This window comes from Peribacillus sp. NPDC056705, assembly GCF_043656335.1.
The window spans coordinates 120113-134155 of the sequence record NZ_JBHTYI010000006.1; the positions used below are offsets into that span (position 1 = coordinate 120113).

Annotated in this window: 11 protein-coding genes; 1 reads left to right on the forward strand and 10 read right to left on the reverse strand. The window is 42.6% G+C overall.

Annotation, left to right across the window (positions count from 1 at the left end; translation table 11 throughout):
* Positions 1 to 46: 46 nt before the first annotated feature.
* The 9 genes from scpC to ACFRAK_RS10505 form a co-directional block, all read right to left on the reverse strand.
* Positions 47 to 1573: a succinyl-CoA:acetate CoA-transferase ScpC gene (gene scpC, locus ACFRAK_RS10465; protein WP_260286537.1), complete on the reverse strand. Its 1527-nt coding sequence runs from the start codon at positions 1571 to 1573 to the stop codon at positions 47 to 49.
* A 131-nt stretch (positions 1574 to 1704) separates the two neighbouring features.
* Complete coding sequence (locus tag ACFRAK_RS10470; protein ID WP_260286535.1) at positions 1705 to 2355, reverse strand: LytTR family DNA-binding domain-containing protein; 651 nt, start codon at positions 2353 to 2355, stop codon at positions 1705 to 1707.
* Between the two features lie 340 nt (positions 2356 to 2695).
* On the reverse strand, positions 2696 to 2878 hold the full coding sequence (locus ACFRAK_RS10475; protein WP_260286534.1) for a hypothetical protein: 183 nt from the start codon (positions 2876 to 2878) through the stop codon (positions 2696 to 2698).
* Positions 2879 to 2938: 60 nt separating this feature from the next.
* Positions 2939 to 3301, reverse strand: a complete 363-nt coding sequence (locus ACFRAK_RS10480) for a P-II family nitrogen regulator (protein WP_063235326.1) — start codon at positions 3299 to 3301, stop codon at positions 2939 to 2941.
* Between the two features lie 13 nt (positions 3302 to 3314).
* Positions 3315 to 4529: an ammonium transporter gene (locus tag ACFRAK_RS10485; protein WP_387601850.1), complete on the reverse strand. Its 1215-nt coding sequence runs from the start codon at positions 4527 to 4529 to the stop codon at positions 3315 to 3317.
* Between the two features lie 307 nt (positions 4530 to 4836).
* Complete coding sequence (locus ACFRAK_RS10490; protein ID WP_076370801.1) at positions 4837 to 5040, reverse strand: YbdD/YjiX family protein; 204 nt, start codon at positions 5038 to 5040, stop codon at positions 4837 to 4839.
* A 13-nt stretch (positions 5041 to 5053) separates the two neighbouring features.
* Positions 5054 to 7108, reverse strand: a complete 2055-nt coding sequence (locus ACFRAK_RS10495) for a carbon starvation CstA family protein (protein ID WP_387601847.1) — start codon at positions 7106 to 7108, stop codon at positions 5054 to 5056.
* Between the two features lie 348 nt (positions 7109 to 7456).
* A complete protein-coding gene (locus ACFRAK_RS10500) occupies positions 7457 to 9247 on the reverse strand; it encodes an ABC transporter ATP-binding protein (RefSeq protein ID WP_387601844.1) in 1791 nt (596 codons plus the stop codon).
* The gene (locus tag ACFRAK_RS10505) at positions 9222 to 10970 is read right to left on the reverse strand and encodes an ABC transporter ATP-binding protein (protein WP_387601842.1); all 1749 of its coding nucleotides are present in this window, start codon (positions 10968 to 10970) and stop codon (positions 9222 to 9224) included. Before ACFRAK_RS10505 ends, ACFRAK_RS10500 begins: the two co-directional genes overlap by 26 nt.
* A 447-nt stretch (positions 10971 to 11417) precedes the next feature.
* Here ACFRAK_RS10505 and ACFRAK_RS10510 point away from each other — a divergent pair, with 447 nt between their 5' ends.
* Positions 11418 to 11978 carry a nitroreductase family protein gene (locus ACFRAK_RS10510; protein WP_387704404.1) on the forward strand — a complete coding sequence of 187 codons (561 nt, stop codon included), beginning with the start codon at positions 11418 to 11420 and terminating at the stop codon, positions 11976 to 11978.
* A 695-nt stretch (positions 11979 to 12673) separates the two neighbouring features.
* Here the strand turns inward: ACFRAK_RS10510 and ACFRAK_RS10515 are convergent.
* A complete protein-coding gene (locus ACFRAK_RS10515; protein WP_394571712.1) occupies positions 12674 to 14020 on the reverse strand; it encodes an aspartate kinase in 1347 nt (448 codons plus the stop codon).
* Between the last annotated feature and the right edge of the window lie 23 nt (positions 14021 to 14043).

Here is a 14043-nt window from a genome sequence, read left to right on the forward strand (position 1 = left end):
ACCCAAATAAAAAAACCCCGCTGTATTGGCGGGGTGGTTTTATGTTTTATTTTTGATCTTGTAGTACTGCTTCAAGCATCGTACCATTTTTAGCTAGGTTTGTATGCCATGAAAATGCTTTTTCAAGAATGTGCGGAGTTTGATGCCCGCCAGTTTGCGCAACAGCTTCAGTGAAGTATGCACGAAGCTGTGGACGGTAGTCAGGATGCGCACAATTTTCTATGATTAACTCTACGCGCTCTTTTGGTGCCAAACCACGTAAATCAGCGATTCCTTGCTCTGTCACTAATACATCCACATCATGTTCAGTATGATCCACATGTGAAACGAAAGGAACGATACTAGAAATTTTGCCGCCTTTCGCATATGATTTCGTTACGAAAATGCCTAGGCGTGAGTTACGGGCAAAATCTCCCGATCCACCGATTCCATTCATCATTCTTGTCCCAGAAACATGTGTCGAATTCACGTTACCATAGATATCACACTCTAACGCTGTATTGATTGAAATCAAGCCAAGGCGACGGATGATTTCAGGATGGTTAGATATTTCTTGTGGACGAAGAACTAGTTTATCACGGTATTTTTCAAGCTCACCGTAAACTTGTTTACCTTTTTCTTCAGCTAATGTAATCGAACACCCTGAAGCGAATTTAACTTTTCCAGCATCGATCAAATCAAATACCGCATCTTGCAGCACTTCTGAATATACTTCCAAATCTTTAAATTCAGAATCAAGGAAGCCAGCGAATACTGCATTTGCAACTGAACCTACTCCCGACTGAAGCGGAGCAAGGCTTTCAGTTAAACGGCCAGCCTTGATTTCTTCACGAAGGAAGTTAATAAGGTGGTTGGCGATTGTTGCAGTTTCTTCATCCGGCGGCACGATTGTAGAAGGTGCATCAAGATCTGTGGAAACGACGATTCCCATTACTTTTTCAGGATCAACGGCAATACCGATCGATCCAAGGCGATCACTTGCTTTAGTCATAGGAATCGGTTCGCGTTCTCCTTGATTTGCTGGTGTATATATATCATGCATCCCTTCCAATCCTTCTGGATGGGATACGTTCAATTCAATGATTACATGTTTAGCTTCTTGTACGAATATGGCTGAATTTCCTACAGAAGTTGTCGGGATGATTAATCCATCTTCCGTAATCGCCAATGCTTCGATGATTGCAAAATCTATAGGCCCGACAATGCCTTGACGAACTTGTTCAGCTGTATGAGATAAATGCTGATCTACATAAGTGACTTCATCAGCATTGATTTTATTGCGAATACCTTTATCCGCTTGGAACGGCAAACGTTTGTTTATGATACCTGCTTCTGCCATATGTTGGTCGACTTCCGGCCCTAATGAGGCACCTGTAAATACGTCAACTTTGAATTTTTCAGTTTTAGCTCTTTCAACTAGAGCCATCGGAATAACTTTAGCATCTCCAGCACGAGTAAAACCACTCATACCGAGTTTCATCCCATCTTTAATCCATGAAGCTGCCTCTTCCGCTGTAACTACTTTCCCCTTAAACTGTTCGTTGCGAATTTTTTTGAAAACGCTTTCGTTCATACAAAAGACCCCCATTTTTCGCTTTTCTTACACTTAATTTTATCAATCCTGTGTAATCATCACATTCGATTTCGAATGAAAAGCCTTAAATAGAGCATAAACCAGCATTTTTTTGACATAAAGGAGAATCACTAAAATCCCAAAGCCCTTCTAAATTGACTTGCATATGTTTGACTGACCTGGATTTTGGAATTGTCTTTCATTATCAGTAAAAATGTAGAATGAAAATCAGGAAGGATCTCTTGTATATAGTTGATATTGACGATGTACGAACGATGCACACGAATGAATAAATCACTAGGTAAAATGAATTCCAATTCACTTAAGTTCATTTTATGAAATCCACTCACACGTTCGGACTGAATCTTAGTTTTCCTATTTTGAGCTTCCAAATACATAATTTCATCATATGGAAGCGGTATCCAGCGGTCATCTGTTTTAATGGTCAAGAATGATGTCGGTAAAATTAATGGCTTTGACGGCAAAATGGCCGTTACCGCCCCTAAAGGATTGTCCTCGTCCATGATAGGAACACTCAGCCCATAGTATGGTACGCCAAATACATTACTTTCCACTTGCACCCCTATTTTTTTACGAACACTCAACGCTTTATATGTCGCCGTTTTTTCACTGATTAAATCACCCGGTTTTATTCTTAAGTCAACTTGTTTGCTCGGTTGATAATAAATGTATTTTTCAGAATCAGCCACAGAAATTGAAGCATCCTTCGGTACAAACTCCCTGATGATATTCAAAACGGATTCGACCGTAAATTGATCCATTTCCTTTCACCTCTTAAAAGAACATATTAATAATTTCCCTATTTATTAAACAGGGCATTCATGAAATAATTCATCGTTTTCTGGAAAACTTACATTTTTTTGAATTTGGTTTTCGTAAAATAAAGAAAAATGGAAGTAACTAAGCGAATAACGTCAAAAAAAGCAAAAAAATCGTATTTAAATTTATATCCTTATTCATTATAGTTGGAAAGCTCCCCGATTTCCATGGGGGATTCTAGAAAAAAGTTTCCTTTTACCTAACATTCAAATTCCAAAGCCGGGGTTGGGCAACAAACGCAAAAAGAAGCCGCTCTCCCCATCTTGGATAACGGCTGAAAGGTTATTTTTTTAAACGAGGATTTTGAAACGAGGATTTTATTCGAAGGGATAATATCTCTTCTAAGTTTTTCAATGGCAATTCTAATAAAAAGGATCGGTCATCAGGTTGATATACACCCTCTGAAATGAGCGTATTAACAATCTTCTGTTTTTTCGCATTAACAATTCGGACCAGTCTCCCCATTTTCAGCCCCCTTTCCTTAATCGACTGTATCCGGCATATTCGGCCAAATTAATCACAGCATCAGATGTCATTCTTTAACGCATCATGACCTTCTTTTCCGGTCCGGATATTCACGACATTCGCCAATTCATAAATGAAGATTTTACCGTCACCAGGCTTACCGGTACTCAAGAACTTCCTTGCTACATCCACAACATCCTGAACTGGCACCTCACACACTACAATTTCGATTTTCATTCTGTCATGCAATGACATTTCACGATTTCTGCCTCTATATGTTTCCACATAACTCTTCTGAAGACCCGTTCCTTTTACTTCCGAAACCGTCATTCCACTCACCCCAATTTTTGCAAGTTCCGCTTTGAATTGTTCAAACTTGATAGGGCGTGTAATTATTTCTATTTTCGTTAAAACCTCGGACATATGAGCCCCCCCTTTAAATTGATTCGTGATAAGCCTTTTCTCCATGAAGTGTAAGATCAAGCCCCATTGACTCATCTTCTTCACTGACACGCAACGGCACGAAAAGGTTAATGACTTTCGCAACGATATAAGTGACCACGGCAACGAAAATATATGTCGCGACGATCGCTACAAGCTGCTTCCACAACAAGTTGAAGTCGCCATAGAATAAACCATTTGCCCCGCTTTCGTTTACGGAAGTGGTCGCGAACAAACCTGTCGCGATGCCCCCCCATGTCCCACCGATCCCATGTAATCCGAAAGCATCAAGCGCATCGTCGTAACCCAGTCTATTCTTCAGGAAGAATACGCCCCAGAAACATACGGCACCGCCGAGGACACCGATGATGATGGAAGAGGCAGTGGTTACGAATCCACAAGCAGGTGTAATGGCTACCAAGCCTGAAATAGCTCCGGATACCGCACCCAGCAATGTTGCCTTTTTATTAGCCATATACTCAACGATCAGCCAGCCAATGATACCAGCCGCCGCTGCAACTGCTGTATTAACGAATACATTCATCGCCACTTCATTGATTGTCAATGTGCTTCCGACGTTGAAGCCGTACCACCCGAACCAAATTAATGAACCTCCGAGGAATGTTAAAGGAAGATTATGTGGTGCACTGTCACCCGACTCTTTTCTTTTACCTAACATGATCGCCAAAACCAGACCCGCAACCCCTGAAGAAATATGGACGACGTTTCCACCTGCAAAGTCAAGTGCACCCAATTCCGCTAACCAGCCGCCTCCCCATACCCAGTGTGCAACAGGAGCGTATACGAATAAAGACCAAAGGATCGTAAAAATCAGGAATGCTGAAAACTTCATCCGCTCGGCAATGCCACCTGCAATGATTGAAACTGTTAACACGGCAAAAGTCATTTGGAATAACATGAACAAACTATGAGGAATTGTTTCGCTGTATGGCCCAGGTGCAAAGCCTACATCTTTTAAACCAGCCCAGTCCAGACCGCCCAGAAATGCATTACCAGGTGAAAATGATAATGAATACCCAATCAGCACCCAAAGAATCGAAATGACAGCCAGTGGCATGTAACTATGCATTGCCGTATTCAGGACATTTTTACTCTTTACCATCCCTCCATAAAATAGGGCAATCCCTGGTGTCATTAGCCAAACCATCATCGTCGCCAAAAACATGAATACCGAATCCGCCATTTGCATACTGTTTTTTTCCCCCTTGTTTTTATATATGTTATGTTTATTAACACTAACATGTTATATTTTTTATCATATACTCAATTTTCTAAAAATTCAACTTAATTTTTATTTACCGTGAAAATATGTGAGGTTATATAACATCACTATTAAATAAGGATCAGGAAAGAATGGGTTTTTTCGTTTTGAAAATCCTTTTCACCAATTTCACAAATCCATTCCCATTACATTTCCCCCTCTACTTATTTCCCGTTCTAAAAAAATCCATTAAAAAAAGGGTCCTCCTATTGAGGGCCCTTCAAAAGATATTAAGTTAGCAGCAACGAGACACTTTCCCACCCTTTGCATTATAACGCTCATCCTGGGCTTCACAGAAAAATTCTTTCCTGGTTTTCACAGGATCTTCAGGATGATGCATTTTCATATGCGCCACATAAGTATCATAGCTCGGCACGCCGACCAGCAAACTGACGAATTGCTTTCTGTAGCTGAGAATTTTAATCAATCTTTTCAACATTGCCTTCCCTCCCTTATGATGTCCTTGATACATAAGGTGTTTCATGTAAATCTATTTTCTGGTTCTTCAAGACTTTTATCCATAACCTAATTGCGGAAATCAGGACCGTGATCACCACGATCATGAAGATGGCACATAGGGCAGCATCCACATAATCATTGACGATAACCCGTTTCATCTCGGTAAGGTTAGCTGCCGGAGCAAGAATTTCCCCATTATCATAGGCCGCTTTAAACTTATCCTTATGTGCCAAAAAGCCAATAGCCGGGTTTTCGTGGAACAGCTTCTGCCACCCAGCCGTCATGGTCACTATCAACAAGAATGTTGTAGGTACAAGGGTGACCCATGTGTACGCTTTTTTGCCCATTTTGAAAAGGACTGTCGTCCCAAGCAGCAACGCAATGGCGGAAAGCATTTGATTCGCAATTCCAAACAATGGCCAAAGGGTGTTGATTCCGCCAAGAGGATCAATGACCCCTTGATAAAGGAAGTACCCCCAGCCGATTACACAAATGGCAGTCGCAATAATATTGGGCAGCCATTTATTCGTTTCGGCAAAAGGTTTGTAAAAGGTCCCGATTATATCCTGTATCATAAAACGCCCTACCCTGGTTCCAGCATCAATGGTGGTCAATATGAACAATGCCTCGAACAAGATCGCGAAATGATACCAGAACGCCATCAAGGACGCTCCGCCAATCACCTGCGAAAAGATATGGGCCATGCCGATAGCAAAGGTTGGAGCTCCTCCAGTGCGGGATATAATGGTCTCTTCCCCAACATCGTCTGCAAGGCCGGTAATCATCTCAGGTGTCAAAATGAAACCCCAATCGGATATCGTAGCGGCCACTTGAGCTGGCTCCGTTCCCACAACGGCACCCGGGCTATTAATGGCAAAATAGATACCAGGAGTCAGTACACAAGCTGCTATCATCGCCATGATGGCTACAAAGGATTCAGTCAACATCGCCCCGTATCCGATTGGACGTGAATGGGATTCGCGTTCGATCATTTTAGGAGTTGTTCCTGAAGAAACGAGTGCATGGAAACCTGATACCGCCCCACAAGCGATCGTAATGAATAGGAACGGGAATAAGTTTCCGGAAAATACAGGTCCTGTTCCATCGATGAATTGAGTGACGGCAGGCATTTCAAGGCTCGGCATGACAATAAAGATTCCAAGTGCAAGTCCGATGATCGTACCGATTTTCAAGAATGTACTCAAGTAATCACGCGGTGCCAATAACATCCATACAGGCAAAACGGAGGCAACGAAGCCGTATACAATCAACATGATGGCAATCGTTTCCCCACTGAAAGTGAACATTGGCGCCAATGTTGCGCTCTCTGATACAAAGCGACCGAAATATAACGCGAGCATCAATAGTACGATTCCGATAATCGACCCTTCGCCAACCCGTCCAGGCCTTATATAGCGCATGTAAATGCCCATAAGCACAGCGATCGGTATGGTCGAGGCAATCGTGAACATCCCCCACGGACTCCCCACGAGCGCCTTTACGACAACCAGGGCAAGTACAGCTAATAAAATGATCATGATACCCAGAATACCGATCATCGCTATCAAGCCTGTAATCGGTCCAATTTCCTCCTTGATCATCTCTCCCAATGATTTGCCGTTACGGCGCATCGAACCGAAGAGAATGATGAAATCCTGTACGGCACCAGCCAATACAACACCGACTACGAGCCATAGTGTCCCAGGCAGATATCCCATCTGCGCTGCAAGGATGGGACCAACGAGAGGGCCTGCTCCGGCAATCGCTGCAAAATGGTGGCCAAACAACACCCATTTGTTTGTAGGAACATAATCTTTCCCATCATTATTCGCTTCCGATGGAGTCTGGCGATTGTCATCTAGTTCAAACACTTTCCGTGCAATGAATTTACTATAAAAGCGGTATGCAATTGAATAAACACAGAGTGCTGCAGTGACAATCCACATGGCATTGATGCTTTCGCCCCGGTTTAGCGCGACGAAACCAAAACTCACCGCACCCAACGCAGATATGATCCCCCAAAGAAAAACTGACTTAAGCGCTTTCATTTCTTTCCATCTCCTCTCTATTTTGAACTGGTGTGCAACTATAAAAAACTTCATTCATAAGGGGCTAGGGCTTTATTCCTCCTCTTACCCATTAAATTTAAAGAATTTTATATATATTCTGAATTATATGTTACCTTAAGGTTTTTTAGCAATAGCAAATTAGTCAATTTGTAAAGTATTTTCCATTATTTTGTCGATAATTCTCTCTGTCCCCACCAAGATGGAATGGGTGTTTTCACTCTTAATAAAACTGCATTTGGTGAAAACTCCGCGTTTTTCCCCAGGTTTAAGGTCCTAATAACGGGACCAACACAAAAAATGTGCGCCCTGACGGCACACATTCTATCTTCATCCAATCTGGTTTCCCCTTAATGAACTGCGAAACAGTTCGTAATAAAAACCCCTCTGCCGCAACAATTCTTCATGGGATCCCTTTTCAATGATCCTTCCTTCATCAAGTACAAGGATTTGGTCACTTTGCTGAATTGTATTCAATCTGTGGGCAATGACAAAACTTGTCCTTCCCTCCATCAAACGGTGTAAAGCCTCCTGGATTTTAAGCTCTGTAATCGTATCTATGCTACTTGTCGCTTCATCCAAAATCAAAAGAACGGGATCGGCTAGTATAGCCCTGGCAATCGATAATAGCTGGCGCTGTCCCTGGCTTATTCCATTGCCATCCTGATTCAGGATGGTATCATACCGATCCGGCAGTTTCATGATAAAGGAATGGGCATTGGCAAGCTTGGCTGCGTCCACCACTTCTTCATCTTCGGCATCCAGACGGCCGTAGCGGATATTTTCACGAATCGTACCTTGAAACAAAAATGAATCCTGTAAAACGAATCCCATATGCTTACGGAGACTGGACCTCGTCACCTGTTGGATATCCTGGCCATCAATCAATATCCGGCCGCTGTTCGGCTCATAAAAACGGGCTAGAAGATTAATGATCGTAGTCTTACCTGCCCCAGTGGGACCTACAAGCGCGATGGTCTCCCCTTTTTCCGCACGGAAATCAACATCATATATCGTTTGCTCCTCATCATTATACGAAAAGGAAACACCCTTAAATTCCACCTCACCACGGACATCACGAAGTTCAGAGGCCTGTTTCTCATCCACTTCCTCTTCTTTTTCATCAAGTATGGTGAAAACCCGCTCCGCACCAGCAACAGCCGAGAGTAGTGTATTGAATTGGTTAGCAAGGTCATTGAGGGGACGGGTGAATTGCCTTGAATACTCGGTGAAAATAACAATGACCCCGATGGAAACCGTCCCTATGCCACTCAGCGCCAAAAACCCCCCGACAGCAGCTATTACCGTGAAGCTTAAGTTGTTCAGCAAATTCATCAATTTCGGAATCAGCCCAGAGTATGATTGTGATAGGAAACCAGCTTTCTTTAAGTTTTCACTCCGGATGACAAAATCCCGGATCACTTTATCTTCCTGTGAAAAAGCCTTTACAATCCGTTGTCCGGAAATCGTTTCTTCTATAAACCCATTCAGTTCTCCAAGATTCTTCTGCTGTTCTTTAAACAGCTTTCCCGTCCGGTTAGTTATCCACCTCAGACCGAAGAACATAAGAGGAACGATTAATAATGTTAGAACAGTTAATAAAGGGCTCAAATACAGCATAACTCCGATTGTCCCGACCAGTGTCAGTACACTGGAAAAAATCTGGATGACAGAACTATTCAAAGTTGAACTGACATTTTCTATATCATTCGTGACCCTACTCATCAATTCCCCATGCTGACGCCGGTCAAAAAAGGGAATGGACAACTGGTGAAGCTTTTTGAACAATTGATTGCGCATCGCATAAACCGTATCCTGCGCGATTCCGATCATCCAATAATTCTGAAGCCACATGGATAGCGAATAGAATATATAGACCCCGAGAAGTCCGAAAAGAAGGCTGATCAGCCCCCCGCTATCTCTTGTGACAATATAATCATCAATGGCCATCCCAACAAGAAAAGGGCCAAGCAATCCCAAAACCGAGCTTATCAGCACCATGAAAAGGACACAAAATAGCAGGCTTTTATTTGTTGCTAAGTAGGGAATGATCCTTTTTATCGTATTCCAGGAGTTGACCGGTTTAGCCCTTGCCTTATCGGGAGATGTTCTTCGACTCAAGAGAAATCCCCTCCTCCCCAAACTGTGAGTGAACGATTTTTCGATAAAGATCGCTTGTTTTCATCAAATCCTGATGTTTCCCCAGCGCAAGCACTTGACCGCTTTCCAGCAACAATATTTTGTCCGCCTCCATGGCTGTACTGATTTTTTGTGTAATGATAAGCGTTGTGCATGTATATTCCTTTAAAGCAGCAAGCAATTTACTTTCCGTTTTTAAATCCAGCGCGCTCGTACTATCATCCAGAAGGAGAATCTTTGGTCTGCGCACCAATGCCCTTGCTATCGATAAGCGCTGTTTTTGCCCTCCGGACAGATTCACACCTTTTTGTCCTAACTGGGTTTCATATTGTTTCGGAAGTTTCTTTACGGTCTCATGTACCTGAGCATGCATGGCCGCTGTCACGATTTCCTCCATCGAGGCATCTTCTTTCCCCCAAGCGACATTATTTCTTATGGTTCCTGAAAAAAGCAGGGCCTCTTGCGGAACATAGCCGATTCTTTTCCGCAGCGAATTCAAGGGAATATCTTTTACATCCTGGTCATCAATTCGAATGGAGCCGCTTTCAACTTCGTATAATCTTGGAATCAGCTGAAACAGTGATGTTTTCCCAGATCCCGTCGCTCCTATGATGGCAAGCGATTCTCCTGGATCGATGGAGAAGCTCAAGTTTTTCAATATCGGGGTTTCGGTTCCAGGATAGCGGAAAGATACATCCAGAAACTTGATGCCTCCCCCATTGACGGCCTCACTCTTGCTTTCCGCCTTGCCTTCATCAATGTCTATCGGGGTTTCGAATATTTCCGTCACTCGTTCCGCTGAAGCCTTCGCACGGGAAATGACCATGATCAGCCATGAAAAAACGGAAAGGGATGCAGCAATCCTCGTGGCATAGTTAACGATCGCCACAACCTCCCCTATCTGTATATCTCCCGTTGTTATAAATTCGCTTCCAAGCCAGAGAATGATCAGAATCGCCACATTCATGACAAGCATCAACACAGGCATAGTCGTTTCAATTAAACGAAGGGAAGTCACAGTCTTTCTTTTCAACTCTTCATTCGCATCGTCAAATCGGCCGATCTCATGCTCCTTACGAAGAAAAGCTTTGATCAAGCGCATGCCTATCAGGTTTTCCCTCATGACGCCATTGACGTTATCGAGTTTATTCTGCACGAGCTTAAACAGCTTGGCCGCTCTTTTCATCACCCATCTAAGGAAGAAGACAAGAACCGGAATTGAAATGACCAAAACAAGGGATAGTTTCAAATCGACCGTAATTGCCATTATCGCCCCGCCGATTACGATCAATGGCGCCCTTGCCATGATGCGCAAGCCCATAAAAACCGTATTTTGAAGTTGGGTCACATCATTCGTCATCCTTGTTATCAACGAGGAAGTCGGGATATTATTCAAATTCGCAAAAGAAAACGCCTGTATTTTACCAAAAAGGCTTTTCCTTACATCATGTCCAAAGCTTTGACTTACATGTGATGCCGTAAAGGAATTAACGATCCCGCCAAGGAATGAAAAAACGGAAAGTCCAACCATGACACTTCCCCATTTAATCACCACCGATAAATCTTTCTGCAAAATGCCATCATCAATTATTTTTGCTATAAATAGAGGCTGTAACAGCTCTACCCCGAGCTCGACAATCATTAAGGATAAAGCAAGAATGATCAAAAGCCAGTATGGCTTAAGAAATGAGGACAAATTTTTCATCTATGACACCCTTCGATTCTTCATATGTAGATAGCATCTTTTCATCCTCTCATTATACATTTTTATACAGATTTTTTAAAAGAATTTAACTATTATAAAGGATTGGTAAATATGTTGAATTTTTTTTATAAATACCCTTGACAAATTATACGAAATAAGCGAAAATTCTAATTGATAATGATTTTCAATTTCATTATCGCTCTCTGAAATTTGATAAGCATTACGATATTCTCTTATCGTACCCTTTTGATATTGTACAAAGCTACAATGTCGCCCCGGCTTCTCTGTGCCTAGTAAAATTATATGCTCATTAGCGAATGCAAGTCACTAGAATATTGCCCCCTCTTTATTCAAGTAATTTATTCACGCTGGAAGCATATTAGGCAGCCGGGGATTATTTTTTTAAACTATTAAACTTACATATATGATTAAAGGAGCAGGATGATCATGAAACTAGAAGATATCATTAAAGAGCGGCGCAGCATCAAACGATTTAAGGACATTCCTGTTCCTATTGATACCATCCAATCATTATTGGGAACTGCGACATGGGCACCGAACCATAAAATGACCCAACCATGGCGCTTCGTCGTGGTGCATGGTGATAGCCGTTTAAAACTCGCGGAAGCAACCAGTGCATTCATGGCCAACAAAGAGAAGGACCCTGAAAAGAAAAAAGACGCCGGACAGCGAGGATATAATAAACTTATAGGTGTACCGATGTTTGTCGCGGTGATCATGGAAGAGAATCCGAATCCCATGACACGTGAAGAAGATTATGCGGCCACAAGTGCCTTGATCCAGAATTTCAGTCTGCTTGCCTGGGAACAAGGAATTGGGATGATATGGGAAACATACGGCATGATACACAGCATGGATTTTCGTGAAGCTTTAGGCGTGAAACCAGGAGAGAAGATCGTCGGCAGCCTTCACGTCGGCTATCCCGATATGATCCCCACTCCACGTCCAAGGAAAGAGATCGATCAAATACTGACCATCTTGGACTAATATAAAAGAAAAACCACCAATCCTCAATTGGAGGCTCAGACTGTAGACAAACTCTCGATGAAAATCGAGTTTGTCTACAGTTTTTTTATAGTTTTTACAATTTGACGGTTGTAACGTAGGGCTTTCGATTTCCGCGGGCATTCATTCCGGGAGTCCCCTCGGCTTACGCCTGCGGTGTCTTCCCTAGCAACCTTACACTCCAATCCACTTTGTTTTAATATAAAGATAGAACTCAATCCTACATTCTTTTTTATTATATAGAAGTATTAAACTTGAGGTGATAAGGATGCTTTCTAAACATGATGCTATTCAGCAAGAACAACTCGAATTAATTATTTTAAATCAATTCGTGCCAGTGAATCATTTTGCCCGTTAACTTGATGCTGCCATCGACATCTCTTTCATTTATGATTTGGTGAAAGTGATGTATTCAGAGGTTGGACGCCCCCTTTTTATCCGTTTCAAGAGCATCAACTCCGTTCTCCTCCAATTGCTTTAGCCACTTGACAAATGGGCATTAAATTAAGACAGACAGCCTGATCCATACAGCGTGTCTGTTAGCTTGGAATGATTACCCCCAAACAGTCATTGTCACTATCATAAAGAACCCGATGAAAAATCCAGCGTTTTGTATAATGACTAAAAGATTAATCACAAAAACCCCCTTCTAAAAGGAGGTCTTTGAACTATTATTCTCAAAAGAACTCGTGATATAATGCCTGAATTGCCGTCTCTTCGTTATGCCCTTTCACACCGAACATCATGCTTACCTCCGAAGAGCCTTGATTGATCATCTCAATATTCACCTTTGCTTCGGCCAAGGCTTTTGACGCTCTTGCCGTTGTACCGACATTATGGCGCATTCCTTCCCCTACAACCATGATCAAGGCAAGATCATGCTCCACATTCACTTCATCAGCATGAAGCTCTTTCTTGATTCGTGAAATGATTTTCTTCTCGGCTTCACCCTTCATCTGGTCCTGCCTTAGAATAAGCGTCACATCATCGATGCCCGATGGAATATGTTCATATGAAACTCCATAATCTTCGAGGATGTGCAGCAGTTTCCGGCCAAAACCAACTTCCCTGTTCATCAAATATTTGCTAATGTAAATGCTGCAAAATCCTTTATCACTTGCAATGCCAATAACCGGCCCATTCGTATTATCCCGTGTACTTACAATGCGGGTCCCTTGTGCCGCCGGATTGTTCGTATTCTGGATATGGACAGGTATTCCCGCTCGGAATGCTGGAATCAGCGCCTCATCATGAAATACCGAGAAACCTGCATAAGAAAGTTCACGCATTTCACGATAAGTTAATTCCCGGATTCCCTTTGGATTGGAAACCACATTTGGATTCACCGCATAAACGGCATCCACGTCCGTAAAGTTCTCATACAAATCAGCTTTGACCCCATTCGCAAGAATCGAACCCGTAATATCAGAACCGCTTCTTGAGAAGGTTAAAACATCACCATCTAACGTATAACCGAAGAACCCTGGGAATACTACGATTCCAGGCTCATCACGCAGAGCATATAACCGATCATAAGATTCTGGAAGCACCTTGGTAAATCCACCTTCATCCGTTACGATCAAGCCAGCCTTCTTCGGATTTATATACTGCGCCTCTACTCCAAGGCTTTGGAAATAACCTGCGACCAGCTTTGCATTATTATCCTCGCCACTGGCCTTCAAAGTATCCAAATAGCGCTTCGGGTTAGTTTGGTCTGCATGCAACAGCGCCATTAAATTTTCGCGGATCCCAGTGACGACACTCTCTGATATATCCAGTTCTTCAGCAATGCTCGCATAGCGGGATACGACATCTTTTATCAAATGCTCTCCGTTATCCCCGCGCAGTTGCTGTTCAGCAGCTTCAATCAATAAATCCGTCACCTTTATATCATCGGAATTGCGTTTCCCTGGAGCCGAAACGACTACAATCTTCCTCTTTGGATCAGAAACAACAATTTCGAATACCTTTCTCAACTGTTCACCTGACGCAAGTGAACTTCCACCAAACTTTGCAACTTTCATCTCGACAACCCCTATTTTCGTAA

Coding starts and splice junctions, on each gene's coding strand:
- scpC (WP_260286537.1), bottom strand. CDS start 1,573: ATGAACGAAAGCGTTTTCAAAAAAATTCGCAACGAACAGTTTAAGGGG.
- ACFRAK_RS10470 (WP_260286535.1), bottom strand. CDS start 2,355: ATGGATCAATTTACGGTCGAATCCGTTTTGAATATCATCAGGGAGTTT.
- ACFRAK_RS10475 (WP_260286534.1), bottom strand. CDS start 2,878: ATGGGGAGACTGGTCCGAATTGTTAATGCGAAAAAACAGAAGATTGTT.
- ACFRAK_RS10480 (WP_063235326.1), bottom strand. CDS start 3,301: ATGTCCGAGGTTTTAACGAAAATAGAAATAATTACACGCCCTATCAAG.
- ACFRAK_RS10485 (WP_387601850.1), bottom strand. CDS start 4,529: ATGCAAATGGCGGATTCGGTATTCATGTTTTTGGCGACGATGATGGTT.
- ACFRAK_RS10490 (WP_076370801.1), bottom strand. CDS start 5,040: ATGTTGAAAAGATTGATTAAAATTCTCAGCTACAGAAAGCAATTCGTC.
- ACFRAK_RS10495 (WP_387601847.1), bottom strand. CDS start 7,108: ATGAAAGCGCTTAAGTCAGTTTTTCTTTGGGGGATCATATCTGCGTTG.
- ACFRAK_RS10505 (WP_387601842.1), bottom strand. CDS start 10,970: ATGAAAAATTTGTCCTCATTTCTTAAGCCATACTGGCTTTTGATCATT.
- ACFRAK_RS10510 (WP_387704404.1), top strand. CDS start 11,418: ATGAAACTAGAAGATATCATTAAAGAGCGGCGCAGCATCAAACGATTT.
- ACFRAK_RS10515 (WP_394571712.1), bottom strand. CDS start 14,020: ATGAAAGTTGCAAAGTTTGGTGGAAGTTCACTTGCGTCAGGTGAACAG.